Origin of the sequence: Methylobacterium sp. CB376, assembly GCF_029714205.1 — a bacterium.
GTDB lineage: Bacteria > Pseudomonadota > Alphaproteobacteria > Rhizobiales > Beijerinckiaceae > Methylobacterium.
On the sequence record NZ_CP121648.1, the window covers coordinates 1516795 to 1543069 of the forward strand.

Genomic DNA, 26275 nt, shown 5'->3' on the forward strand with positions numbered 1-26275 from the left:
AGCGCTGAGCAGGTTCGCGCAGCGCTGAGCAGGTTCGCGCAGCGCTGAGCAGGTTCGCGCAGCGCTGAGCAGGCGCGCGCGGCGCAGGCGCCTCCCCGGTCCCCGCCCGGCCCAATCCCCGACAAGGCCCTCACGGCGGCCGTCCGCGGCCGCGTCTTCCCGCGATCGTCCTCGCCCCCGGAGGGCGCCATGAACCTCTCCAAGTTCTTCATCGACCGCCCGATCTTCGCGGGCGTGCTCTCCGTGCTCATCTTCATCGCGGGCCTGCTCTCGCTCCTCGCGATGCCGATTTCCGAGTATCCGGACGTGGTGCCCCCCTCCGTGGTGGTCCGCGCGACCTTCCCGGGCGCCAATCCGAAGGTCATCGCCGAGACCGTCGCGACGCCGATCGAGGAGCAGATCAACGGCGTCGAGGGCATGCTCTACATGTCGAGCCAAGCCACGACGGACGGCATCATGACGCTGACCGTCACCTTCCGGCTCGGCACCGACCCCGACAAGGCCCAGCAGCTGGTCCAGAACCGCGTCGCGCAGGCCGAGCCGCGCCTGCCGGCCGTCGTGCGCCAGCTCGGCATCGTCACGGTGAAGAGTTCGCCCGACCTGACCATGGTCGTGCACCTCCTGTCGCCGGACGGCCGCTACGACATGACCTACCTGCGCAACTACGCCGTCCTGAACATCAGGGACCGCCTGGCCCGCCTCGACGGCGTCGGGCAGGTGCAGCTGTTCGGGTCCGGCGACTACGCGATGCGCATCTGGCTCGACCCCCAGAAGGTCGCCGAGCACGGCCTCTCGGCCGGCGACGTCGTGCGCGAGATCCAGGCCCAGAACGTGGAGGCGGCGGCCGGCGTGATCGGCGCGTCGCCGGCCGTTCCCGGCCTGGACCTGCAGCTCTCGCTGAACGCGCAGGGCCGCCTGACCAGCGAGGAGCAGTTCGGCGACATCGTCGTCAAGACCGGGCCGGACGGCGAGATCACGCGCCTGCGCGACCTCGCGCGGATCGAACTCGGCGCCGCCGACTACGCCCTGCGCTCGCTCCTCGACAACAAGTCCGCGGTCGCGATCCCGATCTCCCAATCGCCGGGCTCGAACGCGATCCGGATCTCGGACGAGGTCCGCCGCACCATGGCGGAGATCAAGACGACCATGCCGGAGGGCGTCGATTACCGGATCGTCTACGACCCGACGCAGTTCGTGCGCGCCTCGATCGAGGCGGTCATCCACACGCTGCTGGAGGCGGTCGCCCTCGTGGTGCTCGTCGTGATCCTGTTCCTGCAGACCTGGCGGGCCTCGATCATCCCGCTGCTGGCCGTGCCGGTCTCCATCGTCGGCACCTTCGCGGTGATGCACGCCTTCGGCTTCTCGATCAACGCGCTGAGCCTGTTCGGCCTGGTCCTCGCCATCGGCATCGTCGTCGACGACGCCATCGTGGTGGTCGAGAACGTCGAGCGGAACATCGAGAGCGGGCTGGCGCCGCGGGAGGCCAGCCACCGCGCCATGCGCGAGGTCTCGGGCCCGATCATCGCCATCGCCCTCGTCCTCGTCGCGGTGTTCGTGCCGCTGGCCTTCATCAGCGGCCTGACGGGCCAGTTCTACAAGCAGTTCGCCCTGACCATCGCGATCTCGACGGTGATCTCGGCGGTGAATTCCCTGACCCTCTCGCCGGCCCTCTCGGCGCTCCTGCTGAAGGATCACGGCGCGCCCAAGGACCGGCTGACCCGGATCCTGGACGGGCTGCTCGGCTGGTTCTTCCGGCGGTTCAACCGGGCCTTCGGGACGGCGTCCGCCGGCTACGGGCGCGGGGTCGGCCTCGTCGTCTCGCGCAAGGCGGCGATGATGGTCCTCTACCTCGTGCTCGTCGGCGCGACCGCGCTCCTGTTCCGCCAGATCCCCGGCGGCTTCGTGCCGGCCCAGGACAAGCAGTACCTCGTCGGCTTCGCGCAACTGCCCGACGGCGCGACCCTCGACCGGACCGAGGAGGTGATCCGCCGCATGAGCGAGATCGCCCTCAGGGAGCCCGGCGTCGAGAGCGCCGTCGCGTTCCCGGGCCTCTCGATCAACGGCTTCACCAACAGCGCGAATTCCGGGATCGTGTTCTCGACCCTGACCCCGTTCGAGCAGCGCCGGGACCCCGCGCTGAGCGGGGCGGCCATCGCGCGATCGCTGAATGCGAAGTACGCCGCGATCCCCGAGGCGTTCATCGCCATGTTCCCGCCGCCGCCCGTCAACGGGCTCGGCACGATCGGCGGGTTCAAGCTCCAGATCGAGGATCGGGCCGGCCTCGGCTACGAGGCCCTCAACGAGGCCACCCAGGCCTTCATGGCCAGGGCCGCCCAGGCTCCGGAACTCGCCGGCCTGTTCTCGAGCTTCCAGATGAACGTGCCGCAGCTCTTCGCGGACATCGACCGCACGAAGGCGCGTCAGCTCGGCATCCCGGTGACGGACGTGTTCGACACGCTGCAGATCTATCTCGGATCGCTCTACGTGAACGACTTCAACAGGTTCGGCCGGACCTACTCGGTCCGCGTGCAGGCCGACGCGCCCTTCCGCGCCCGCCAGGACGATGTCGGCCTGCTGAAGGTGCGCGCCGCCTCGGGCGAGATGGTGCCGCTCTCGGCCCTGCTCCGCGTCCGGCAGACCGCCGGCCCGGAGCGGGCCATGCGCTACAACGGCTTCCTGTCCGCCGACATCAACGCGGGCGCGGCCCCCGGCTCCTCGTCGGGGCAGGCCCAGGCGGCGGCGGCGCGCATCGCGGCCGAGACCCTGCCGCGGGGCTTCGCCTTCGAGTGGACCGACCTCACCTACCAGGAGTTCATCGCCGGCAATTCGGGAGTCTGGGTGTTCCCGCTCGCGCTGCTCCTGGTGTTCCTGGTGCTGGCCGCGCAGTACGAGAGCCTCGCCCTGCCGCTGGCGATCCTCCTGATCGTGCCGATGGGCCTGCTCGCGGCCATGGTCGGCGTGTGGCTCTCGGCGGGGGACAACAACGTCTTCACGCAGATCGGCCTGATCGTGCTGGTCGGCCTCTCGGCCAAGAACGCCATCCTGATCGTGGAATTCGCCCGCGAGCTGGAACTCGCCGGTCGCTCCCCGCGCCGGGCGGCGATCGAGGCGAGCCGCCTGCGGCTGCGCCCGATCCTGATGACCTCGATGGCCTTCATCATGGGCGTCCTGCCCCTCGTCACCGCGACCGGGGCCGGCTCGGAGATGCGCAGCGCCATGGGCGTCGCGGTCTTCTCCGGGATGATCGGCGTGACGGCGTTCGGGCTCTTCCTGACGCCCGTGTTCTACGTGCTGTTGCGCGGCCTCGGCGGCAACAGGCCGCTCAGGCACCATGGCGGCGCGTCCGTCGCGCCGCGCGACGACCTCGTCGAGGCCGCCTGAGCGGAATTGCCCCATGCGATTCTGCTCAGGCTCTTGGTCCCGCATCATTCGCCGCAGCGGTCACCGCTGCGGCGAATGATGGGCAGCCGACGCCCGGCTCCCCGGGCCGGATCCGGCCACGTCACCGTCGGAATCGCGCGCGTCCGTCCCGATGCGCGGCCCTCCGCTCGCCCGGAGGGTGTCCGGGGAGCCCTGCAACGACGGGCCCCCACGATCGCTTCGCAGCATCACCAGGCCCGAATGCTGCGGATTCCTCCCCGGTGCGCCGACACGCCCCGTCCGGAGCGGTCACGCCGAGGTCGATTTCTCCGATTCCCCCCTCAGGCTGTTGAGCCTGCGAAGCATGTTCCTGATATGCTGGCGGATCTTATCGGCCCTCTCGGCCACGGCCCCGCCCTCACTCTGCGTGGCAGACGCGAACGTGCTTGGCATTTGCTTCGTCCTTGAAGAAGAGGAGCACACCCGCCGCGTGGGCACGAAACCGCCAAGCCTCGATGCAGCGCGCCCGCCCGCCGAGGGATCCGCGGCGGCCCGAGGGATCCGCGGCGGCGCGTCGATCCATTGCCGAGTCCGTCCCACCACCCCTCTCGGCCGACCTCCCGCCACCCGCGGGGACCTGTCCAAGCGGAGATCGCGGGACCGAGCCGGCTCCCGGATCCTCCGCGCCGGTGCGTCCGCCTCGGCGCGGCCACCGGGTTTGCCGCCCTTCCCGCCGGGCAGGGCGTCCTGACACTTGGCATGCCCTGACGCTTGGCATGCAGTATTCCTGGCGCGCGGTCTTACGGTGTACCGAGTCATCGATCGGGCACATACGTTGGGGTAGTGAACTGATTCAGTTCGATATTTCTAGATCGTGTGTTGGTCGCACGAGAGGCAGTGCCGACTTGCTGACTGCGGACGTTCCATGGGACCCGATCCCGAACCTCCCAGGCAAGTCACAATCGCTTCAGATTGCCCGAATGTGTCGCACCACGACTATACAGCAAACCATATACACCACGAATCCGGGTTGGACAACACCCCATCATGTCGCCCCGCCCAACACACGGCCGTTGCTTTACTGCTTGGCTGTGCCTTGCAGGCGGCGCGACGGACCCGATCGCGAGCGCATCGCGCCGGCAGCGCACCATTCGGCCGATGGCGTCCTGGGGCACGGTGCCGCGGGTGGTGCCGATGGACCGCGGCGACGGCGCATCGCGCCCAGGCTCGGCTTCGCGCACCCGCACCCTCTCACCGCGATCGCGGTAACGGCCGCCGAACCGGTTCGGCGGGCTCCGAGGCGGGCTCGCGCCCGGGCGTGCGCGGCCGCACACGGGCGGGTCTCGCCACCGGCACTCAGGGTCACGGCGCGCGGGACGCGCCGCGACACCGGAGACGATCGATGACCGAGACCCGCCCCCTCGCCGCCCTGGCGCCCGTGATCGGCACGCTGGCGGCCTTCTTCGGCCTCATGGCCGTCGCGTTCGGCGCCTGACCCCCCGACCCGGAGAAGCCCCATGCGCCGCCTCGCCGCCCTCGCCCTCGCCCTGTCCCTCGGGACGCCCGCCCTGGCCGAGATCGACCCGGGCTCCCGGCCGGCCTCACGCCCGCCCGCGCTCAGCCGGCCGGTGGTCCGGCACGTGACCTCGCTCGGCACGACCAAGCCGGACGGTGCGGCCCTCGACGCGCGCGCCGGCACGCGGCCCGATCTCGACCGCCGCAGCCGGGACCTCGCCCGCCTGATCGCCACCTCGATCTGCCGCGGCTGCTGAGCCGCCCGGGTCAGGGCCTCGCGTCGAGAACCTGCCGGTCCGCGGGGCCCGTCCGGTCGATCATGCGCGGGAAGGATTCCGTGATGTCATCCATCACGAGCTGGCTCATCGCGCAGATGAAGGAGGACAGCCGGTAGCCGTCGTGGCGCGACAGGGCGTTGTCGAAGGCGCGCACGTTCCAGAACGGGTCGTTGGCAAGCGTGATCGGCGCGATGCCGGTCAGGGGCAGGCCGTGCAGGAAGCGCGCCGCCGGACGGCCCGCGGCGCGCTCGGGTGCGTCGGGCGGGCCGGGATCCTCGCTGTCCCAGAATGCCCCGTGCCGGTCCCGCCGCCGGGCGCGCGCCCGCGTCAGCCAGCCGTCGCTGCGCGGGCAGTCGATCGCCGCGTCGGCGAGCGTGGCGTAGGGATGGTGGCGCTCGACGCCCGCCTCCTGCAGGCCGAGCAGCTCGTGGGTGGTGCCGAAGGGCGCGGCCGAGGGCTGCGCGTCCGCGAGCACGCCGGCCGCCGGCCGCGGCGGATCGAGGTTGCCGATCGTGTGCGATTCCTCCCTCAGGCTCACCTGGAACGGGAAGGTCTCGGCCAGGACCGAGAGGGCCCGCAGCGGCAGCGTGAGGAGCCGGTCGAGGATCCCGGCGGGCCTGGGCGGGGCGCAGCTCATCCCCCGCGGCGGGCGGCCCTCGAAGCGGGCGGCGAGGCGGTCGAGGAACCCGGCGCCCGGGCGGAAATCGAGCTTGAAGACCGGGAAGAGGTCGTGCGTCGCCCAGTCGTAGTCGACGCCGGACCGGAACATCGTGTCGGTGCTCGCCAGCCTCTGGCGGATGCGCCGCCGCGCGGCCTCGAACCCGTCCTCGAGGTCGAGGCCGATCCAGGCGCAGTCCCCCGGCCGCAAGCCGCCCGCCGGGAAGGCGAGGGCGGCGGTGACGGACACCATCACGGGGCGCTGCTCGGGCGGGAAGAAGCCGGTGTCGCGGGCGACCTCGGCCGCCGGGGTGTGCTCGTCGGGGTGGAGCGCGATGCGCTGCCAGACCGCGCGCTGGATCGCCGTCCACTTGCTCGCTTCCGAGGCCGGGTTGATCAGCAGGACAAGGTTGCCGAGGACCGGAGGCATCACCTCGCCGAAGCGGTGCCGCGCCACCGCCTTCAGCACGTCGTCCCGGAGACCGGTCGCCAGCATGTTGCCGCCGAGGCTGTGCCCCGCGACGACGAGGCGGTTGTCGCGCTCGCGGCCGTCCGGGCGCGGCGCGGCGAGCACCGATTCGATCGCGCGCAGGGCCGAGATCGCCGCCGGGGCGATTGCCTCGCTGACGGGCTTGCGGTCGAACAGGGTGGCCCCGGCCGAGAGGCCGCCGAAGGCGCCGCCGAGCGCGTCCCCGAACAGGCGCCGCAGGCCCCGCTCGTCCACGCGCGCGCCGCGCCAGCCGACGTAGATGCCGGTGACCTTGGTCTCGCACGCCCTCGGATCGCTCGGGCAGCGCTGCTGCAGGAAGCGGGCGGCGTGCGCGGCGTAGAGCCGGAGGTCGGCCACGTTCCGGTCGCCGATGCGCGCGTCGTGCCGCCAGCCGTGCACGAAGACCAGGACGTAGTGCGACCCGGTCGAGAGGTGGCGCACGAGCGCGTCGAGCTGGGTGATCACCGGCCGGATGCCGGCGGCGCGCCCGCCGCGCGCGATCATCTGGGCCTCCACGGCCCGGCTGAGCATGGCGGTCGTGCTCTCGACATCGTCGTCGCCGGCGCCCCCCGACACGAGCGCGTAGGGCTCGCCGTCCTCCTGGAATTCCAGGAAGCCCAGCGTGTAGTCGATCGCCGCGGCGCCCGGCCGCTCGGCCGGGATGACGTGGCGCTGCAGGGCGCAGCGGAAGCGGGTGCCCCAGCGCGGGTCGGCGGCGATCGCGGCGTCCTCGTCGTTGCTGGCGTCGCGCCACCCGCCGTCGTCGATGGCGGCCGGCCCGATCAGCCCCCGCCCGGTCTCCGCCAGGATGGTCCAGCCCTGGCCGAGCCCCTCGCGGCACTCGGGGACGGACGGGTCGAGGTTGCGGTAGGCCGCGGCCTTCGGCGTCGAGAGGACGACGTAGTTCACGAAGAACAGGCCGAGGACCAGGAGGATCGCGGTGGCCAGGGCCGCCAGGGCGGCCCGCAGGAGCCGCAGGTAGCCGCGCCAGAGCGGGGCGAGGCGGGAGCGGACCGCCGCGCCCGGTCCCGGCGGAGGGTTCGGCGATCGGCGCGTCACCGCCTGGATCTCCGGTCCGAGGGAGCGCGGGCGGGCGCGGCGAGCGCCGGACGGAGAGCTGCCGGGACGGGCATGTCGTTCCCCCTTCGTGATGGTGCGCCGACGGCCCAGGATGCGGACGCACCGGGCCGGCGATCAATCGCGACGCTTCGGCGCTGCGCCGGCAGGGTCCCGGAGCCCGCGCCCTCCCGCTCCCCGTCCCCCTCCCCGTCCCCTGACAGCATCGCCCGCAGGGTCCGGAGGGCGCGGTGGAGGTTGACCTTCAGCGAGCCCTTGCTGCGCCCCGTCCCGGCCGCCGCCTCGGCGAGGGAGCGCTCCCGCACCACGAGCTGCTCGACCGCCAGCCTCTGCGCGCCGGGCAGCGCCTCGATCGCCCGGGCGAGGCGGGAGTGCCGCTCGCGCCCCGCGAGCCGGTCGAGGGCGAGCGGCGCGGGGTCGGCGGCGCCCTCGAGGGCCAGGGGCGCGTGCACCTCCGCGACCCGGCGGGCGGAGCGGCGCAGGTGGTCGACGCTCCGGCGCTGGGCGAGGGCGCGCAGCCACGGCAGGAACGGGCGGGCCGGGTCGTAGGTGGCGCGGGCCCGGTGCAGCGTGAGGAGCGTCTCCTGCACGATGTCGTCCACCGCGGAGGCAGGGACGCCCTGGGCCCGCGCCACGGCCGCGATGACCGGCACGCAGTCGCGCAGCAGGGTTCGATAGGCGCGGGCGTCGCCGCCCTGCGCGGCGGCCATCGCGGCCGCGAGCCGGGTTTCCTCCGGCAGGGGGGAGGCCGTGCGCGACATGGGCGCCTCACCGGGTCACGGCGGCGTGGCCCGCATCGGCCTCGTGCAGTACGAAGCCTTCGAGGGCGTCGACCTCGCGGGTCCAGGGCGCCTCGGCGAGCACCTGCCGCGCGTGCCGGTAGCCCGCCTCCTCGCGCAGGCGGATCCCGGTCGGGCTGAAGTCGATGTCGCGCAGGTGGTCCTCCGCCTCCAGCCGCGGGGCGAGGAGGCGCACCACGTGCATGCGGGTGAGGCAGCCATGGGCGGCGAGGGCCGCGATCTCCGGATCGGCCGCCAAGTCCCCGGGCAGGCGCCGGGCGAGTTCCGCGATCACGTGGCGGAGCCGGTGCATCTGCTTCTGGCGCGCGATGTGGCTGTGGGCGCGGCTCGCGTATTGCAGGTCCTTCTGGCGGTTGACGACCTCCCAGAGGGTTCGCGGTTCCGGCCCGGACGGGTTCCACATGTGGACCGCGAACACGACCGCGTCGCGCCGCGGGTTGTCGTCGAACACCGCCTCCACGGGCGTGTTCGAGAGGATGCCGCCGTCCCAGTAGAGGTCGTCGCCGATGCGCACCGGCGGGAAGGCCGGCGGCAGCGCCCCGGAGGCCGCGACGTGGCGCAGGTCGAGGGCCTCCTCGCGGCTGTCGAAGTAGCGCATCTGGCCGGTGCGCACGTTCGCCGCCCCGACCGTCAGCCGGCAGGGGCCGCCGTTGAGCTGCGCGAGGTCCACGAGCCCGGCCAGCGTCTCCCGCAGCGGCGCGGTCGTGTAGTAGCCGGCCGCCTCGGGGCCGAGCGGCCAGTGGGGATTGGCGAGCGCGAAGGGGTTGGGCGCGAAGAAGCCCGCCACGCCCCGCATCAGCGTCGCCCAGTGGGCGCTGGCCGGGCCGAGGCCGGGCCAGGCGGAGAGGTGGGCGCGCACGGCATCGTGCGCGACGCGGCGCCAGAAGGCGGAGAGGCGCTCCAGGCGCCGCTCGGGCGGGTTGCCGGCGATGAGGCCGCCGTTGATCGCGCCGATCGAGGTGCCGATCACCCAGTCGGGCTCGATCCCGGCCTCGTGCAGGGCGCGGTAGACGCCGACCTGGTAGGCGCCGAGGGCGCCGCCGCCCTGGAGCACGAGGACGACCTGGCCGAGGTCCCGCGGGATGCGCCGGTCGGCGGCCGGCGCATGGATCGGATTCATCGCGTTCATGACCGGCTCCCTGGGTGATGGGTCATCCGACATCCTGTTGATGGCTTCGCCATCTCCGATTTCGGCCATGCGGATGTCGGCTTCGCTCAGGCGCCGCGCTCAGGCGCCGCGCGGGCTCGTGATCCGGGATCCGCTTCGATCAAGCGGATCCCGGATCAGCGGTTGAGCGGGCCGCCCGCGCGCGACCCGGAGCCGTCCCGGCGCGGGCCGGGCTGGCGCGCGGCCACCGGGACCGCGCCGCCCGGCCCGGTCGCGGACAGGCGGTTGTTGAGCGGCCCGCCGGCATGGCTGCCGGAGCCGAGCCGCCTCGGGTCGGGCGCGGTCGCGGGCCTCGGCGGGCCGCCGGTCGCGCTGATGCGGTCCCGGGCGGGCCCGCCCGTCTGCTGGCCGCTGCCGGTGTTCCGGGCGAGGGCGGGACCCGCGAGGCAGAGCGCGAGCCCGGCGATGAGGAGGCGGTTCATGGCAATCTCCGGCGCGCCGCCATCCGGCGGCAGCCCCATCAGAGCACCGAGGGCGCCCGGGCAGAATTCGCGAGTGGCTATGATTTCGATACCCGCCGCGGCCCGCGGCCGCCTCGGCGCGCCCGATATCCCGCGCGAGGTGACCGGCCATGGAGTTCGCCGCAAGCTCTCGAAGGGGTCCCTCGCGGCGCCCGCGGCCTCGCGGAAGTTCAGCCCGTGCGCTCGCCTTCCCCGAAGCGATGCATTACGGTCCGCTGGACCGCGCGCGGGGCGACGATATCCGCCGCTCGACTGGCCCACAGCGTCGAGGCCGGCCCGCGACCCATCCGGAGAGCGGTGGAGATCGCGTTCGGCTCCGGCCGACGGCGCTCCTGCCCCCGGCGCCTCGCCGCGGTCGGCGCGGGTCGCACCGGGTGGGGTGAGCGCATGGAAATGCATCAGGTCCGCTACTTCCTCGCGGTGGCCGAGCACCTGAACTTCACCCGCGCGGCCGAGCGCCTGCACGTGGCGCAGCCCTCGCTCACCCGCGCGATCCAGAAGCTGGAGGACGAGCTCGGCGGCCCGCTCTTCCGCCGCGAGCGCGCCCACACGCACCTGACCGAACTCGGCCGCCTGATGCAGCCCCACCTGCGGGCCGCCCTGGAGGCGGCCGAGACCGCCAAGCGGCAGGCGCAGAGCTTCCGCAAGCGCGAGACCGGGCAGCTCACGATCGGGGCCTGCTCCACCATCGCGGCCGAGACGGGCGCGCCCCTGCTCTCGGCCGTCTCGGCGGAGATCGCGGGCCTGACCCTCCAGGTCGAGATCGGCCCGTCCGCCGCCATCGAGGAGCGGCTGATCGCGGGCGAGGTCGACGCCGCCCTGCTCGCGCCCCTCGGCGAGGCCGGGGGCCGCCACGAGCGCTTCGACCTGCGGCCGATCGCCGAGGACATGTTCTGCGTCGCCTTCGCGCCCGGCCACCGGTTCGAGGCGCAGGGCGAGCTGGTGCTGGAGGACCTCGACGGGGAGCCGCTGATCGTGCGGCTCGGCTGCCGCCACGAGGAGGCGATCGCCGCCGCCATGGAGGCGCGGGGCATCAACCGGGTCGCCCGCCACGCCAGCGCGGACGAGCGCTGGCTCGCCGGACTCGTCCGCGAGGGCCTCGGCTGCATCCTGTGGCCGGAGAGCATCGCCCGCGCCCGGCAGCTTCCCTTCCGCCCGCTCGCCGACCTTCCCCTGTGCCACCGGGTCGTCCTCACCACGGTGGCGGGCCGGCGCCACTCGCCGGCGCTCGCCGTCCTGGTGCGGCGGGCGGCCGCGCGCGCCTCGCCCGAAAGGCGCCGGGCAACGGACCGCGTCGCCTGATCCGGGATCGGCTTGATCGAAGCGGATCCCGGCTCACGCGCCCGCGCGGCGCCTGAGCGCGGCGCCTGAGCGAAGCCGACACTCGCACGGCCGAAATGGGAGATGGCGACGCCATCGACCGGATGTCGGATGAGCGGTCCGGCTGCGACGATGCCGGGCAGTCGACGGTCTCGGCAGCCTTGCCTCGCGCGGGTCCGCTTGGCCGGGCGCGGCTCAGGCGGACAGGGCGCGCAGGGCCGCCAGGATGTCGTCCGGGTCGAGGCGCCGGGTGAAGTCCGGGTCCGTGTGGGCGAGCGCGATGGTCCCGTCCCGGCGGATCAGGTAGGTGGCCGGGATCGGGAGCAGCCACGCATCCGTGCCGTAGACGTGCGAGAGGTCGACCCCGAGCGCGAGCAGGGCCTCGCGCAGGACGTCCGGCATGCGGAAGATCAGCCCGTATTGCAGCCCGACGCCGTTCATCGGGTCCTTCAGCACGGTCAGGCCCGGGACGCCGCGGCTGCGCGCCAGCAGGGTCTCGGAGGAGCCCTGCGGCGAGACCATGACGAGGCTCGCCCCCGCGGCGGTGAAGTCCGGCAGCGCCGCCAGCAGGGCGTCCATCTCGATGCGGCAGAAGGAGCACCACTCGCCGCGGAAGAAGCTGAGGATGACGGGACCCGCCCGCAGCCGCTCGGCGAGGGACAGGGTCGCGCCGTCCGGATCGGGCAGGGCGAAGTCGGGGGCGCGATCCCCGGCCAGCTTGGCGCGGGCCGCCATCCCGCTGCTGCGCAGATGGGCGACGGCCGCCTCCATGCTCGCCCTGTAGGCGCCGTCGAGCTGGTCCAGGCGGGCGCCCAGGCGCGCCCGCAGCGGCGTGACCGTTCCGGTCTCTCCCATTCCGGCCTCCCGATCGCCGATGACGGTCCCGCGCGGCGTCCGCTCGCCAGGGTAGAGGAGATCCCGCGGCGACCCGAGCGGACTCAGGCGCGCGGGCGTCCCGCGCCCTCCCGCGGCGCGGCCCGACCCTCCGCGAGACTATGCCCGCGGCCCGCCCGGTTCCCATAGCGTTTGGCTATGGAGACGAGACCGGATCGGCATTTCACCCCGGTCCCGGGCGCGCCCATCGTCGGTCCAAGGCAGCCGGAGCGAACCGGCTGCGGGTCACGCATGGAGATCGATGATGATGCGCGCGCAAAAGTGCCCCCGTCCGTCGCTGCTGGCGCTGCTCGCGGCCGCTTGGGCCGGTTTCGCCTGGGCCGGCCTCACCTTGGCCGGCCTCACCTTGGCCGGCCTTGCCTGGGCCGGTCCCGCCTGGGCCGGCGCCTGCCCCGCCGGTCAGGGCCGGTCCGGCGCCGGCCCGGGCGGCCCGGGCGCGCCGGTGGGCGTCACCGACACGGTGCTCGGCGCCCTCGACCTCGCCAAGGAGAGCGGCGTCGCGGTGCCGGGCCGCAGCTTCCGCATCCGCAGGTTGGTCGTGCAGCCCGGCGGGATCGTGCCGTTCCACAGCCACGAGAACCGGCCCGCCCTGATCTACGTCGTGCAGGGCACGATCGTGGAGCACGCCTCGACCTGCGCGGTGCCCATCGTCCACCGCGCGGGCGACGTCTCGCGCGAGACCCGGGACGTGGCCCATTGGTGGAAGAACGAGTCGAGCAAGCCCGTCACCCTGATCTCGGCCGACCTGTTCCCCGAGAAGGAGGATCCGCACGTGATGTGAGCCCGTCCCGGGCGGGCGGCGGACGCCCCCGCCCGGGCCCCTCCGCGGGAGCCCCGACCCATGACCGCCTCCCCCGCCCTCGGCCCCGCCGAGCGGCCCGCCGGCCTGTCGCCGCAGCGCGTCCGCTCCCTGCTGATCGGCCTCATCGCCTTCCTGACTCTCGCCGACCTCTTCGCCGCCCAGGCGATCCTGCCGGCCCTCGCCCGGGCCTACGCGGTCGCTCCGGCCGCGATGGGCCTCGCGGTGAACGCCTGCACCTTCGGCATGGCCGCGGCGAGCCTCGGCGTCGCCGTGGCGGGGCGCCGCCTCGACCGGCGCCGCGGCATCGTGGCGAGCCTCGTGCTCCTGACCCTGCCGACCGCTCTCCTGTGCGCCGCGCCCGACCTCACCGCCTTCGCGCTCCTGCGCGTCGCCCAGGGCCTGTGCATGGCGAGCGCCTTCACGCTCACCCTGGCCTATCTCGGCGAGCATTGCGGCCCCTCCCTGGCGGCGAGCGCCTTCGCGGCCTACGTCACCGGCAACGTCGCCTCGAATCTGGGCGGGCGCCTCCTCGCGGCGGGCGCGGCCGAGCATCTCGGGCTCGGCCCCACCTTCCTGGTGCTGGCCGGCCTCAACCTCGCGGGGGCCGGGCTGGTCGCGGTCGGGCTCACCCACGCCACCGCCCTCGTGCCGATGCCGCCCGTGCGGCGCGCGGCCCTGGCCACGCTCGCGCGCCACGCCGGCAATCCGAGGCTGCTCGCCGCCTTCGCGGTCGGGTTCTGCATCCTGTTCGCCTTCATCGGGACCTTCACCTTCGTCGCCTTCGTCCTGGCGAGGGCACCTTTCGGCCTCGACCAGATGGCGCTCGGGCTCGTCTGCCTCGTCTTCCTGCCCGCCCTGGCGACGACGCCGCTCGCCGGCCGGGTCGTGCCGCGGCTCGGACCGCGCCGGGCGCTCCGGCTCGGCCTCGCCGTGGCGGGGGCCGGGCTGCCGCCCCTGCTCGCCTCCCACCTCGTCCCCCTCCTCGCCGGGCTCACCCTGGTGGCGGCCGGCACCTTCTTCGCGCAGGCCGTGGCGACGGGCTTCGTCGGGCAGGCCGCCGAGGGCGACCGGGGCGCCGCGAGCGGGCTCTACCTCGCGGCCTACTTCGCCGGCGGCCTCGTCGGCAGCATCGTGCTCGGGGCGGTCTTCGACCGCTTCGGCTGGCCCGCCTGCGCGGCGGGCATCGGCGCCGCGCTCCTCGCCGCGGGCTGCGTCGGCGCCCGCTTCGACGGGCGCGACTGATCCGGAATCGGGTTGATCCAAGCGGATCCCGGATCCCGGATCCCGGATCACGCGCCCGCGCGGCGCTTGAGCGAAGCCGACATCCGCATGGCGACGCAATCCGTCGGATTCGGGAGATGCGGTTGCGGGCGATCCGTTCGGGCCGGTCGGCGCGGCGCGGGGCTCCCGCGGCGCCCGGCGGCCATCCCGTTCGAGGACGTGCTGGCGTTCCTCGCGGCCCTGGCGCTGGAGCTCTGCATTCCGAACGCGCCGCGGTCGGGCGAGGTGCTCGGCGGGCTGGAGCGAGATCGACCGGACCGCGAATGTCTGGGCCGTTCCTGCGGAGCGGATGAACCCATTCAGGGTTGGAGCAGCACCGCTCAGCCGATGTACGGCCACGCCCGCAGCGGGCAGGTCATCTCCGCCGCGAACGGCGCGTCAGTCGCCGGCTCGGTCCGCGGGGCAGCGGCATCGGTCGCGGCGAGTGTGGGAGCCGCGTGGCTCCAGACGACGAGAACGGCCGCCGCCGCGATGATCCGGATGATGTCCAGCATGAGCAGGTCCCCCTTGCGCGGTCATCGACGACCGTCCGTGACGTGGACCTCTAAAGCTCAGCCGTTGCGGGGCGATTGCGTCGATTATTGCTCCGCTTGCGACGCTTCAGGATGCGGATCCGGGGCGCAGGCCGTCCTGCGCGCCGTCGCACGCGCCCGAGCGTGGTGACGCCGTCGACTTGCCCCCGCTCGCAACCATCATTATTGACAGTAATAAGCCACGGCGAGAGCCGCATGGCCGTGGCGGCCCGGCCTCAACCCGTTCGCAGAGTCGCCGGGCCGCCACCCTCGACCTCCCGTCGCACGAGCACCCGCTGGACGTCGGCTGCCGTCCATCCCGCCGAGCCACGGGCCTTCGGGACGCCGCGTCCGCTCAAGGCGTGGGCTCGGCAGTTTCGCGAAGCCTGACAGGGCGGCCCAGCCGCGCGGGCCCGACCTCTCAACCCAGACCCGGCCCGCTCTTCGGATCCATCGGCGGCAGCAAGCCACCTCCTCCGCGCAACTTCCCGCGACCAGCCTGCTGTGCCGTATCGCACAGCAGAATGCCGGACCGTGTTGATCTTCTCTCCCCCGCTTCCCGATGCCGACTGACCTCATTCACGGCACGGGTGCGGAGGACCCCCACCATGACGTTTCGCACGGCCGCCATGACAAGCATCGCCCCGCTCCTGCTGGCCATCTGCGGGGTGACGTCGTCTTCCGCCGAGCCAGCGTCCATCGGCGGCCCGAAGATCCTCGTGCACGGCAACTATTGCGGGCCCGGCAACAACGCTCCCCTGCCGCCGATCGATGCCCTCGACGCGGCCTGCGCGCGCCATGACGCGTGCACGCCCAGCAGGGGACTTCCCGCGAAAGCCTGCAACATTCGGCTTGAGCGGGAAGCGACGGCCATCGCGCGTGATCCGCGCCAGCCCGACAATCTGCGCGCGATGGCCGGCGCGGTCGCCGCATTCGCGGCCGCCAACCCGTCGCAGTCGGCTCCCAACGGGACGCCTGAGCGCGTGGGAGCCGCCGTGGCCAACATCGTCTTGTCGGGCCTGAGATAAGGGTGAGCTCGACGCACGCTCGGAGCCGGGACGCGGGAGGGGCTTGGCCAGGAGGGGCTTGGCCAGGAGAGGTTTGGCCGTTCATTCCGCTCCCGCACGGCGCGATGCCGCCACGGACCCGACATCCTCACGTGGGAGCAGGACTCCGACGACCAAGACCGATCCCGCGCCGATTCGGGCCGCGGACATGCGGCTCGTAGCCGTCGTCATCCCTGTGTCGGATGTCGACCGTGCCCAGCCGTTCTACCGCGGCCTGGGCTGGCGGCCGGATGCAGACTTCGCCTCCGGCGACGGCTGGTACGCGGTCCCGTTCACGCCGCCCGGCTCCGGCGCCTCGGTCATCCTCGGCGCGAACCTCACGGCCGCCGCACCCGGCTCCGCCCGGGGATCGTACCGCGTCGTCTCCGACATCGAGGCGGCTCGCCAGGATCTGCGCCGTCGCGGTGTCGAGGTCAGCCAGAGGTTTCACGGTGCGGACAACGCGCGCACGGGCACGGACGAGCCCTGCCTGTTCGGGCGCGGCCGGGTCGGCGGCGGACCCCGGGCAACGCAGCGACCGCGCGCACGCCTCGTTCAGTCACACGCTGTCCGGACGATCATGTCCGGACAGCGTGTGACAGGTCCGCGCGGCGCTTGAGCGAAGCCGACATCCGCATTGCGGAGCAATCCGTCGGATGTCGGATGATCCGGACGGCAACGGCCGGCTGCTCCAGGACGTCACCGAGCGACTCCCGGGCCGGGTGGAGGCCGGCACGACCTTCCCCTCGGGCGCCGATCCCGCGGCGACGCTCCGCCGCGCGGCTGCGGCGCACGGCGCGCACGAGACGCGGACCGGCGCGCACGATGAGGATTGGCCCGACCGGTACGCCCGGTCCATTGCCGGCGGGCAAGCCGGCAGGCCGTTGCCGCACGAGGCGCCGCATGCTGGAGTTTCATCATCAGCGACGGATCGTCGGCGGCCGACGACCCGCACGCTGCCGGAAGCCGGCCGCCGAGTGACTGGGATGAGCAACCGAATTCTTGTCTTCTACGGCTCCTACCGGTCCGACCGGACGGGGATCCGACTGGCGGAGTTCCTGGTCGAGCGGCTGCGCCGCCGCGGGGACGAGGTCGAGCTGATCGACGCCAAGGCCATCAATCTCCCGATGCTCGACCGGATGTACAAGGAGTACCCGAAGGGCGAAGCTCCCGACGGCCTCGAGCAGCTGGCGCAGAAGATTCGCGGCGCCGACGGGTTCGTGTTCGTGACCGGCGAGTACAACTGGGGCGTCCAGCCCGGATTGAAGAACCTGACCGACCACTTCCTGGAGGAGTGGTTCTGGCGTCCTGCAGCGATCGCGAGCTACTCGGCCGGCCGTCTGTCCGGCGCGCGGGCGGCGACCGCCTGGCACGGCACGCTCTCCGAGATGGGGATGATCGTCATATCGAGCACGATCGCGGTCGGTCCCATCGGATCAACCTTGTCGCCCGAGGGCGAACCGACCGGCGAGGGCGGCCGGGCCCTCGACGCTGCGTTCCCGCGCTTCGCCGACGATCTCACGTGGTGGGTCGAAGCGGCCAAGATGCAGCGGCAACGCAAGCAGCCGCCGTACTGAGCACGAAGACGTCGATCCTGGCGGCGGAGACGATCCGGGCGATCTCGGCGCAGAGGAGTTCCGTCATGCGACCCGACATGGTTCCCGGAGCGAGCTTCCCCGACGATGAACCGGCGGACCATACCGGCAAGCGTCGGAAGCTGTCCGACCTGCAAGGGCAGCACCCGATGATCCCGGTTCTCAGCCGCGGCGGTTTCTGCCCCGAGGACCGCCGGCGGCACGAGGGCTTGGTTCAGCGTCGTCGTGAGCGCGAAGTCGGTTACTGCCGCCTCGTTACGTTCAGGGAACGCGCCGGCCCGATCGGGATATCGGTACGCCCGAGCTGAAAGCTGCATGGAAGGAAGGGAGAAAGGAGGGCTTCAATCCTCACGGAATGAGCTATGCGCACACCATCGGCGAACAGGATCAGGATCTGGGTTGTTTCCGCCGCTCCGGCGTCCTCCTTCCGGTGCCGGATGTGACAAGGTGCGCGCCCCCCGGCGGTGCTGGCTGGTGCTCCCGGCCGGGTCCGACCTGCGCCGCTGACCAGGACCAAGCCGCCGACGGGCTGAGAACCGCTCGCACGGAATAGAGTCACCGCTGCCCATCATTCTGGCCCGCGTGCTCGCAAGCGAAAGATCCGTGGCGCTTGCGCAATTGCCGTGTGCGTGTGCATCGAGGCGGCTCCCTGCGCCCCCGCGCACTCCGTTGCCGGGATAGGTGATTCGGGTTACGTTCAGGTAACCTGGGCGTTCTGGGCAGTGCTTGCGATGGAGCTTCAGGGACACACCGCGTTCAAGTACGTGACGGGCAGACGGTTGGGGACGTCGTCCGGTCGCGGCTGGACGAGCGTCCTGGCCGAGCGCTGGGATCATGAGGCTGGTGCCCTGCCCTCGCTGCTTCCCCGGGAAACCGAGGTTGCGGTTCTGCTCAGCGGCCGTTCCCTCGTGTACCGCGAGGGGGCTGGGTTGCGGCAGAGGACTCCCGGTCATTCCGGGACCGTCTGGCTCTGCCCGGCCGGCATCCGGGAAGAACGCATCGACTTCGAGCAGCCGCTCCACGATTGTCTGCACATCTTCCTGCCGCCCGATCCGTTCGCGGAGTGCGTGCTGCAGGATCTCAATATCGATCCTGCTCGTGCGGGGCTTCGCTATGAAGCAATCGCCTACGATCCGTTCATCGAGCAGATTGCATTCGCGATCAACCGCGAGCTGCAGGCAGAAACCTCCGCCGGACGCCTGCTGGTCGAGTCGCTCGCCCGGTCACTTTCGGCATATCTCGTTAACCGCTATTCGGAACTTTCGACGCGGGCGATAGGATTTTCGTCCGAGGCTAAGCCGATCGACAGCCGGCGAATGTCGCGCGTTTTAGAGTTCATCGGAGCCCGCCTTGATCAGAACTTTACCGTAGCGGAACTGTCATCAGTCGCCTGCATGAGTCAGGCCCATTTCGCGCGCGCATTCAAGGCAACGACCGGGCACGCGCCGCACGCGTTCGTAAGCCGGATGCGTCTCGAATCAGCGAAGCGGATGCTGGCCGATGGCCTCCGGCCGATCGGCGAGATCGCCCTGGCTGCCGGCTTCTCTTCGCAATCCAACTTCTCGAGGGCGTTCCGCAGCGCCGTGGGCCTGCCGCCCGGTGACTATCGCCGCAGCCAAGCCCGATCGCGAGCCGCATCGGGAGATCTCACGCAGGCAGGGCAGCGATCGTCAGTCGCGGAATAGCGACGCGCAGGCCGTGAATAGCGGAGCCGCTTCACGGCTGGCACTCTCTCACGGATGCCGCGACCACGCCGTAGCGGTGGCAGGCCGAACCGCGATGAGAACACCAAATCACCTGAATGCGCTGCGCACCTTCGAGGCTGCCGCCCGGCATCTCAGCTACGTCGCCGCTGGGGACGAGTTGGGTGTGACGCCCGCTGCCGTCAGTCAGCTCGTCCGCGGCCTGGAGGAGACGCTCGGTGTAAAGCTGTTCCGCCGTTCGCGGTCAGGTCCGGCTAGGCTCGAACTCACCGACCTTGCCCAGTCCGCTATTCCGGATCTGCAGGCCGGCTTCTACCACCTGGCAGTCGTCATCGAGCGGCTGAGGACGGGTAGCGCTTCCGCTGCCATTCGCGTCGCCGTGCCGTCAGCGTTCGCAGACAAGTGGCTGCTGCCCCGGGTACAGCGCTTCCGCCACGATCATCCGGACTACGATCTGCACATCGGTACGAACTGCCGGTTCGGGGAACTGGCTGCCGGCAGGCTCGACATCTGCGTCTGGTTCGGCGCAGAGCCCTCGCCCGGGTTCCAGTCGACTCTTCTGCTGCGGGAGGGGTGCTTTCCCGTCTGCAATCCCAATCAGGTTGCCGGTTACCGGCCGCCACGATGTGCCGATGAGTTAAACCGCTTTCCGCTCATCCACGACGTCTCGGCAGCGGCGAGAGGCACGTCCTTGACGTGGCGCGCCTGGCTCCAGCGCGCAGGCATCGGCGGCATCGATACGGGGCGCGGGCTGCATCTCGATGATCCCGGTGCAGCGATCCAGGCCGCCGTCGCGGGCTGCGGCGTCGCGCTCGCCCGGAGCGCCCTGGTCCGAGCCGAGCTTGAGGAGAGGCGCTTGTTTCGCCCGTTCGGCGCGCGCCTCGGATCGGAACTCGGCTACTACGCCCTCCGTCGGCGCGAGGACGCGGACAGGGAGCCCGTCGCGTTATTCCACGACTGGCTAATCGCAGAAGCCCGGCGAGATCGCGAGGCGTGAGCACGCTCAATATTTTCTTTCTCCCGCATGCAGAACATCTTGTTTGCATCTGAGGGCAGCAATCCTCATGGTGAGATCACCGTGGCATGCAGATGCGGACGACGAGCGCGAGGGGTGACTCTCATGGCTGGCGTTGCGTACGGTATGCGTCATACGACATCCGGTTGATTGCTTCGCCATCTCGCATTTCGGCCATGCGGATGTCGGCTTCGCTCGGGCGCCGCGCGGGCTTGGGATACGGGATCCGCTTGGATCAAGCGGATCCCGGATCAGTCAGCAACCCAGCTATTCCGCCACGACGAAGCACGCCTCGTAACCGTTGGCGTGCTTCGTGATCAGCTTGATCCAGCCCGAAATCAAATCAATGATCGCGTGTTTTGGATCACGATTCGTAGCGTGCGGATCTTTGTAAGTCGGTCTACGGTCATTCTTGCCGCGGGCGAGTGATAATCCTGTTTGCGACACCTCTGCGAGGAGGAAGCGATGCTCAAGTGGAATTTGCTTTCTTGCGTCAGCCTTCGATTGGCTTCAATCGTCGTGTTTGGCTCGGCGATCGCTGGCTTGGGCGGCCTGGCCCTTGCCCAGCAGGACAAGTACGGCGTGAGCGTCCCGGGCGGGCTCTCGTTCTCCGAGTTCAGGGGATACGAGGGCTGGCAGCTCGTCTCAACCAGCCACAGCGACAAACTGGTCGCGGTGATCCTCGCCAATCCCGTGATGATCGACGCCTACCGGACCGGCATCCCAGGAAACGGGAAGCCCTTCCCGGACGGTTCCAAGATGGCGAAGGTTCATTGGAACCCAGCGAGGCAGCAGTACTTTCCGGACACGACGGTGCCGGGCACCCAGCACGATGTGGATTTCATGGTGAAGGACAGCAAGCGGTTCGCGGATAGCGGCGGGTGGGGATACGCCGTGTTCGAATACGACGCTGCGAGCGAGACCTTCTCGCCCGGCACCCCGGAGAACCAGCCGCCGCAGGCGAACGACGCCAAGTGCGGGTTCGCGTGCCACACCATCGTGGAGAAGAGAGACTACGTCTTCACGGAATTCGCGAAGAGGTGATGGTGAGCTCCAGCTTGAGGCGAAAGGAACCGGCGTCCTCGTGCCCGGCCGTGCCGAAGCCCGTGATACGAAATCCGAATGATTGCTTCGCAATGCGGATTTCGTATGGGTTCCTCACCGGCTTCGCCGTCCGTCACGGATGAAGCCTGAGCGTGCATGCGGTCAGAGTTTGGCACGCTGGCATAGCGACTTTCTGTTGAGCGGATCACGTCAAAGGCGCGCCGGTATGAATTAGATCGTGTCAACCTCTCACACTTTGCTCCCTTCATGGTTGGGCTCGGGGGACCTAAGGGCGGAATATGTCATGGCCGGCATCATATGCCGAGACCGCTTCTGGCGAAGAGACCATCCTCCTCCGTCAGCGAGGCTCCACGGCATCCCGCCTGCGCGCCAGCGTCTCCTGCCGCTGCCCGAGCCAGAGTCCGGCGCCGAGCCAGATCAAGGAGAGCGGAACCGCGATGAGCGGCAGCGCTGCGGGGCCGAGGCCGGCGAGACCGGTCAGGTCGTACGACCACGCGCCGACCTGGTCGCCGAGCCGGTAGACCACCGTGTCGATGAAGCTCTTGGCCTTGTAGCGGTCCTCCCGGTCGAGGACGGTGAACAGCACCTCGCGCGTGGGCTTGGCGACCGCGAAGTTCGCGGCGCGCCGCAGCACGTTGAAGACCACCACGGCGGCGATCGTGGGGGCCAGCGCCAGCACCGCGAAGCCGATGAGCGTCACGGTCGGCAGGATGGCGAGCGTCGGACCAACCCCGATCCGGCGCACGATGCGCCCGGTGAGGAAGAACTGGATGCCCAGCGTCAGCGCATTCGCCGCCAAGTCGACGCTGGCGAAGAAGGCGGTCTGCGCCCCGCGGTCGGGAAAGCTGCGCTTGGCGATCCCCGCCTGCTCGAAGTACAGGAAGGTCGAGGTGATGGAGTAGAGCAGCAGGATCAGGCTGATCGCCAGGAGGTAGGGCGAGCGCAGCGCGCGGGTCATGCCCGCCGTCACGCTGCCGCCGATGGCCTGCGTGCCGGCGCCCGACCGCCGGTGCAGCGCGTCCGAGAGCCGCGCGAGCCCGCGCATGCTGAACACCGCGACCTCCAGGAGGAGGGCCGCAGCCAGGAGGAGCACGGCGGTCGGCACGTCCCGCGCCAGCACCGCCGTGAACGCCGAGCCCGCGATGGCCCCGAGCGTCGCGCCCGCCGCGATGAAGCCGAACAGCCGCTTGCCCTGCTCGGTGTCGAACACGTCCACGATCGTCGCCCAGAAGATCGAGACGACGAACAGGTTGAAGACCGACAGCCAGACGAAGAAGGCCCGCCCGATCCACACCACCTGCTCGCCCTCCGCGCGCGCGATGGCGCCCGCGAACAGGAGGATGTTGAGGGCGAAGAAGCGGTAGGTGAGGGGCACGAAGCGCGCGCGCGGCAGGGTGCGCACCAGCCACGCGAAGGGCACGTTGAGCGTCAGCATGCCGAGCAGCGTCGCGGTGAACAGCCAGGGCAGGTTCTCCAGCCCGCCTGCGAGGCCCATCTGGTCGCGGATCGGCCGCATCACGTAGTACGAGGACAGGATCGAGAAGATGTAGAGCCAGGACCAGGCCAGGGCCGACGTCTCCCCGGGGCGCACGTCGATCAGCCGCCGCAGCCAGCCCGGCGCCTGCGCGCCGAGGCCGCTCGTCGCGGGTGTCGCGTCCCTCCTCACGGGACGAGTCCGAAAGCCTTGCGCGCCTCGGCGGCGGTGACGTCGAGGCCGAAGCCCGGGCTCCCCATCGCGAAGCGCTTGGCCGCGTCGAGCGGGCCGACCACCACGGGGTCGAAGCCGGCATCGCGCACGAGACCCTCGGCCACCGCCACGGCCTCGGCGTCGTCGCCGGCGAGCGGCACAGCCATGAGTCCGCCGGAGCGGTGGGCGTTCGTTCGAAAGACCTTGGAGTTCGCCGCGTTGAACGCCCGCACGATCCGCGCCCCGGAGAGGTACTTCGCCGAGGTCGCCCCGATGCCCCGCTCCTCGGCCTCCGCCGCGAGATCGCCGTCGCGCGCCCGCGTGGCATTGCCGGCGTCGAGCACGATCTTGCCCGCGAGGGCCCGCGCGTAGTCCCGCCCGAGGTCCGGATAGGCCTTGTAGGGCACGGCGAGCAGCACCGCCCCGCCGAAGGCGAGCGCCTGCGCGACGGTGCCGGCCTTGGCCTGCGGCCCCTGCTCCTTCACGAGATCCGCCAGTTCCTCCGGGTGGCGCGAGGCGAAGAGCACCGGGTGCCCCGCCTTGATCCACAATCCTCCGATGGTGCTGCCGATGTTGCCCGCCCCGATCACCCCGACCGGCATCTTCTGCGGCTGGCCGCGGGCCGGCAGCGCGCCCGCGAGCGCGCCGACCGCGGCAAGCGTGAGCACGGCGCGACGGTTCGGGTCAGAGGCCATCGATGAACTCCTCCATCGTGCGGCGTTGCGCTGCGTCAGGAAGGCGGCCGCGCGCGGCCCCGAGGTTGTCCTCGACGTAGCGGGCCTGCGCCATGCCCGGCACCGGGCAGGTCACCGCCTCGTGCGAGAGGACGTATTTGAGGAAGAACTGCGCCCAGGACGCGCAGTCGCACTCGGCCGCGAAGGCGGGCAGCTCACGGCCGCGCACCAGGGAGAAGAGCCGCTCGCGGCCGAAGGGCACGTTGACCATCACGGCGACGCCCCGGTCGCGCGCGAGCGGCAGGATGCGCTCGGCGGCCTGGCGCGCGTCGATGGCGTAGTTGACCTGGATCACGTCGAGGCGCTCGCGCCGCATCAGGGCCTCCAGGTCGCCGTACTGGCGCTCGACCCAGGTCGTCGCGCCGAGGTAGCGGATGCGCCCGGCGTCCTTGAGCCGCCGCAGCTCCGCGAGCTGCGTGTCCGCGTCGATGAGGTTGTGCACCGCGATCAGATCCATGGTCTCGGTGCGCATCCGCCGGAACGAGCGCGCGATCTGGGCGCGCCCCGCCTCGGTCCCCTCCGCCGCCACCTTGCTGCAGAGGAACACCTTGTCGCGAAGCGTCTCCTCCGAGAGGATGACGCCCAGCACCTCCTCCGCCCGGCCGTAATCCGGCGCGGTGTCGATCACCCGCCCACCGAGATCGACGAAGCGGCTCACGGCCTCGCGCAAGGGGGCCACGGCGTCGGGCAACGGTGCGACGTCGTAGCGGCGCGACGTGCCGATCCCGATCACCGGCACCGCTTCGCCCGTCGCGGGGATCGGCCGCCGCAGCAGCGGCGCGGCCTCGGCGCGGCCCACCGCCGGCGCGAGGCAGGCGGCCGCTCCGGCGAGCACGGCACGGCGGGTCGGCATCATGCGGAGCATTCCTCTCGGCATGGTTGCATGGCGCCGAGCATCTAGAGCGGGAGCGCGCGGCGCCGACCCGGGCGGCCGAACACGCTTCGGTGAACCGACGGCCGACCGGCCGCGGCGGCTCGGCCGCGCGCTTTGGATCTCGGTGCAGCACGGCGGAGGCCGATGCCGCGATCTGTGCGAGGTGGCTTTCTGCCGGCGGGGCACGGGCGCGCCCTGCGGAGGGCTGGGGCGCGGGGCGTTCAGGTCCGGGCCGCTGCGATCAGCGGCCAGGCCCCGAGGGTGTGGAACGTCCGCTTCCTTGAGAGGTGGTCAGCGAGCCGCGTCGCCGCGCAGCGGCTTGGTTCGACGGTGGCTATTCCGACGGCGTGCCAGGAGGGCGCGGTCCAGGGCGCTGGCAGGCGGGAGCGTCGGCACCGTGCCGTTGATTCAGGTGACAATTCGGGTCAGCGCACCGAAAAACACCCTCGTTCAAAGCCTTGCGCTTGAGGCTTGGCGGAGACGGAGGGATTCGAACCCTCGAAGCCCCTTTCGGGGCTTGCTCATTTAGCAAACGAGTGCCTTCAGCCGCTCGGCCACGTCTCCCTGCCGGATCGCTCTAGGAAATCGGCGGGATCCGGTCAACCCGGATTCGCCGGCCGGCGGGACGGATCTGAGGAGCCGAGCGCCCCGGAACCGCCGGCCCGCCGCGTCAGGCCATCCTTAACGAAACCTGTCTAAACCCCGGCGGGTCGATAGGGGATCGGGAGGGATGCCGGTGAGCGCCTGGGTGCCGAAGGAACTCGCCGCACGGTTGAGCGAACTGCCGCGTCGCCCCTGCGCCCTCAGCGAGGCGGGGCACGAACCCCATCGTCCGGTCTTCGCCGAGATCCTCGACCGGACCGGCCACGGGACCGGTCACTTCGTGCGCCTGCCGCAGAGCATGGTCGAGATGATCGCCCGCGAGGCCCGCACCGCGCCGGACGCCAAGGCGCCGCCCCGGGCGGAGGGCCCACCCGAGGCTCACGGGCCTTCGGAGGGCGTCGGGGCCGGGGAGCCGGCCGCGGCGAAGCCGGCCGGGGCCAAGCAGAAGAAGCGCCGCGTGCGCGGCGGCGCGTGACCTCGCGCACCGACGCGGCGCGGCCGCGATCCGCGGCGGCGTTCCAAGATCCGCCGCGGCGCGTCGGCGCCCGACGCGGTCCCGGCGGGCGAGGAGACCCGCCCCTGCGCCGGGCTTCCCCGGGCGCGCCCCGGTCCGCCGTCCCGCCAGTCCGGTCAGACCAGCGGCTGGCCGGCCTGCGCCTGCGCCTCGGCGGCCTTCTGGCGGTAGAGGCCCACGAAGTCGATCGGGTCGATGTAGAGCGGCGGGAAGCCGCCGTTGCGCACCGCATCGGCGATGATCTGCCGCGCGAAGGGGAACAGCAGGCGCGGGCACTCGATCATCACGGCCGGATGGATCTGGTCCTGCGGAATGTTGCGCAGGCGGAAGATCCCCGCATAGGTGAGTTCGAAGGCGAACAGAACGTCCGTGCCGATCTTGGCGTCGCCCTCGAGATGCAGGTCCACCTCGAAATCCGCCTCCGCGAGCTGGCGGGCGTTGACGTTCACCTGAATGTTGATCTGCGGCCCCTGGCCGGCCGGCGGCTGCAGCGAGCGCGGCGCGTTCGGGTTCTCGAAGGAGAGATCCTTGGCATATTGCGCGAGCGCGTTCAGGGCAGGCGTGAGGTCGTCGGGCTGCGCCGCGGCGCCACCGTTGCCGTTCGGGAACGGAGAATCGGCCATGGTGGATGTTTCCTTCGAGAATCGTGTGGGCGGAACCGGACTGGGGCCGCGCTGGCGCGAAAAGCCGCGCGCGCTCCGGCCGCGAAGCCGCTATCATGCCCGCCTTGCTCGAACAAGCGCGGGGGGCGCGTCATCCCGGCAGCCTGTCTTCCCCTGCGTCACGCGGGCGGTCCCGCGCGAGAGCCCCCCGCCCGCGCCTGG

22 protein-coding genes, 1 tRNA gene and 1 pseudogene are annotated in these 26275 nt (G+C 71.5%); 13 read left to right on the top strand and 11 right to left on the bottom strand.

The window, feature by feature from the left end; all coding sequences use genetic code 11:
- The first annotated feature begins 189 nt into the window (after window positions 1-189).
- Together QA634_RS06845 and QA634_RS06850 are read left to right on the top strand one after the other, a co-directional pair.
- Window positions 190-3381: an efflux RND transporter permease subunit gene (locus tag QA634_RS06845; protein ID WP_012331283.1), complete on the top strand. Its 3192-nt coding sequence runs from the start codon at window positions 190-192 to the stop codon at window positions 3379-3381.
- Window positions 3382-4877: 1496 nt separating this feature from the next.
- Complete coding sequence (locus tag QA634_RS06850) at window positions 4878-5132, top strand: hypothetical protein (protein WP_012331284.1); 255 nt, start codon at window positions 4878-4880, stop codon at window positions 5130-5132.
- Between the two features lie 10 nt (window positions 5133-5142).
- On the opposite strand, the gene QA634_RS06855 is transcribed toward QA634_RS06850, so the two are convergent.
- From QA634_RS06855 to QA634_RS06870, 4 genes are all read right to left on the bottom strand, one after another.
- Complete coding sequence (locus QA634_RS06855) at window positions 5143-7359, bottom strand: hypothetical protein (RefSeq protein ID WP_012331285.1); 2217 nt, start codon at window positions 7357-7359, stop codon at window positions 5143-5145.
- The gene (locus tag QA634_RS06860) at window positions 7356-8138 is read right to left on the bottom strand and encodes an RNA polymerase sigma factor (protein WP_012331286.1); all 783 of its coding nucleotides are present in this window, start codon (window positions 8136-8138) and stop codon (window positions 7356-7358) included. Before QA634_RS06860 ends, QA634_RS06855 begins: the two co-directional genes overlap by 4 nt.
- A 7-nt stretch (window positions 8139-8145) precedes the next feature.
- Window positions 8146-9306 (bottom strand): patatin-like phospholipase family protein, encoded by a 1161-nt coding sequence (locus QA634_RS06865; RefSeq protein ID WP_012331287.1) that lies wholly within the window; start codon window positions 9304-9306, stop codon window positions 8146-8148.
- 155 nt (window positions 9307-9461) lie between these two features.
- Entirely contained in the window at window positions 9462-9767 is a 306-nt protein-coding gene (locus QA634_RS06870) for a hypothetical protein (RefSeq protein WP_012331288.1), read from the bottom strand.
- Window positions 9768-10193: 426 nt separating this feature from the next.
- Between QA634_RS06870 and QA634_RS06875 the strand changes: the two genes are divergently transcribed.
- Window positions 10194-11108, top strand: a complete 915-nt coding sequence (locus QA634_RS06875; protein WP_265576548.1) for a LysR family transcriptional regulator — start codon at window positions 10194-10196, stop codon at window positions 11106-11108.
- A gap of 213 nt (window positions 11109-11321) precedes the next feature.
- Here the strand turns inward: QA634_RS06875 and QA634_RS06880 are convergent, their stop codons facing one another.
- Window positions 11322-11981, bottom strand: a complete 660-nt coding sequence (locus tag QA634_RS06880; RefSeq protein WP_012331290.1) for a peroxiredoxin-like family protein — start codon at window positions 11979-11981, stop codon at window positions 11322-11324.
- A 280-nt stretch (window positions 11982-12261) separates the two neighbouring features.
- On the opposite strand from QA634_RS06880, the gene QA634_RS06885 reads away from it, so the two are divergent.
- Together QA634_RS06885 and QA634_RS06890 are read left to right on the top strand one after the other, a co-directional pair.
- Window positions 12262-12801, top strand: coding sequence for a cupin domain-containing protein (locus QA634_RS06885; RefSeq protein ID WP_012331291.1), 540 nt, complete (start codon window positions 12262-12264; stop codon window positions 12799-12801).
- Between the two features lie 60 nt (window positions 12802-12861).
- On the top strand, window positions 12862-14064 hold the full coding sequence (locus QA634_RS06890) for an MFS transporter (protein WP_012331292.1): 1203 nt from the start codon (window positions 12862-12864) through the stop codon (window positions 14062-14064).
- A 359-nt stretch (window positions 14065-14423) separates the two neighbouring features.
- On the opposite strand, the gene QA634_RS06895 is transcribed toward QA634_RS06890, so the two are convergent.
- On the bottom strand, window positions 14424-14597 hold the full coding sequence (locus QA634_RS06895) for a hypothetical protein (protein WP_012331293.1): 174 nt from the start codon (window positions 14595-14597) through the stop codon (window positions 14424-14426).
- Between the two features lie 626 nt (window positions 14598-15223).
- Between QA634_RS06895 and QA634_RS06900 the strand changes: the two genes are divergently transcribed.
- The 7 genes and pseudogenes from QA634_RS06900 (at window position 15224) to QA634_RS06935 (ending at window position 21018) form a co-directional block, all read left to right on the top strand.
- Window positions 15224-15643 carry a hypothetical protein gene (locus QA634_RS06900; protein WP_012331294.1) on the top strand — a complete coding sequence of 140 codons (420 nt, stop codon included), beginning with the start codon at window positions 15224-15226 and terminating at the stop codon, window positions 15641-15643.
- Window positions 15644-15815: 172 nt separating this feature from the next.
- Window positions 15816-16554, top strand: a pseudogene (locus QA634_RS35775) (VOC family protein); the annotation flags it as partial.
- Between the two features lie 93 nt (window positions 16555-16647).
- Complete coding sequence (locus QA634_RS06915; RefSeq protein WP_018262259.1) at window positions 16648-17238, top strand: NADPH-dependent FMN reductase; 591 nt, start codon at window positions 16648-16650, stop codon at window positions 17236-17238.
- 65 nt (window positions 17239-17303) lie between these two features.
- Window positions 17304-17564 carry a hypothetical protein gene (locus QA634_RS06920; protein WP_012331297.1) on the top strand — a complete coding sequence of 87 codons (261 nt, stop codon included), beginning with the start codon at window positions 17304-17306 and terminating at the stop codon, window positions 17562-17564.
- 423 nt (window positions 17565-17987) lie between these two features.
- Window positions 17988-18941, top strand: a complete 954-nt coding sequence (locus QA634_RS06925) for an AraC family transcriptional regulator (RefSeq protein WP_050777550.1) — start codon at window positions 17988-17990, stop codon at window positions 18939-18941.
- Window positions 18942-19035: 94 nt separating this feature from the next.
- Complete coding sequence (locus QA634_RS06930) at window positions 19036-19956, top strand: LysR substrate-binding domain-containing protein (RefSeq protein WP_012331299.1); 921 nt, start codon at window positions 19036-19038, stop codon at window positions 19954-19956.
- A gap of 483 nt (window positions 19957-20439) precedes the next feature.
- A complete protein-coding gene (locus QA634_RS06935) occupies window positions 20440-21018 on the top strand; it encodes a cytochrome P460 family protein (protein WP_012331300.1) in 579 nt (192 codons plus the stop codon).
- A gap of 358 nt (window positions 21019-21376) precedes the next feature.
- Here QA634_RS06935 and QA634_RS06940 read toward each other — a convergent pair whose 3' ends face one another.
- From QA634_RS06940 to QA634_RS06955, 4 genes are all read right to left on the bottom strand, one after another.
- Window positions 21377-22705 (bottom strand): NTP/NDP exchange transporter, encoded by a 1329-nt coding sequence (locus tag QA634_RS06940; protein ID WP_012331302.1) that lies wholly within the window; start codon window positions 22703-22705, stop codon window positions 21377-21379.
- Window positions 22702-23421 carry an NADPH-dependent F420 reductase gene (locus tag QA634_RS06945; protein ID WP_012331303.1) on the bottom strand — a complete coding sequence of 240 codons (720 nt, stop codon included), beginning with the start codon at window positions 23419-23421 and terminating at the stop codon, window positions 22702-22704. Before QA634_RS06945 ends, QA634_RS06940 begins: the two co-directional genes overlap by 4 nt.
- A complete protein-coding gene (locus QA634_RS06950) occupies window positions 23411-24316 on the bottom strand; it encodes an aldo/keto reductase (RefSeq protein ID WP_026190852.1) in 906 nt (301 codons plus the stop codon). The genes QA634_RS06945 and QA634_RS06950 overlap by 11 nt, the downstream gene beginning before the upstream one ends.
- 490 nt (window positions 24317-24806) lie before the next feature.
- Window positions 24807-24898 (bottom strand) — tRNA-Ser (locus tag QA634_RS06955).
- A gap of 166 nt (window positions 24899-25064) precedes the next feature.
- On the opposite strand from QA634_RS06955, the gene QA634_RS06960 reads away from it, so the two are divergent.
- Window positions 25065-25412 (top strand): hypothetical protein, encoded by a 348-nt coding sequence (locus tag QA634_RS06960; RefSeq protein WP_012331305.1) that lies wholly within the window; start codon window positions 25065-25067, stop codon window positions 25410-25412.
- A 155-nt stretch (window positions 25413-25567) separates the two neighbouring features.
- Here QA634_RS06960 and secB read toward each other — a convergent pair whose 3' ends face one another.
- Window positions 25568-26074, bottom strand: a complete 507-nt coding sequence (secB, locus tag QA634_RS06965; protein WP_012331306.1) for a protein-export chaperone SecB — start codon at window positions 26072-26074, stop codon at window positions 25568-25570.
- Between the last annotated feature and the right edge of the window lie 201 nt (window positions 26075-26275).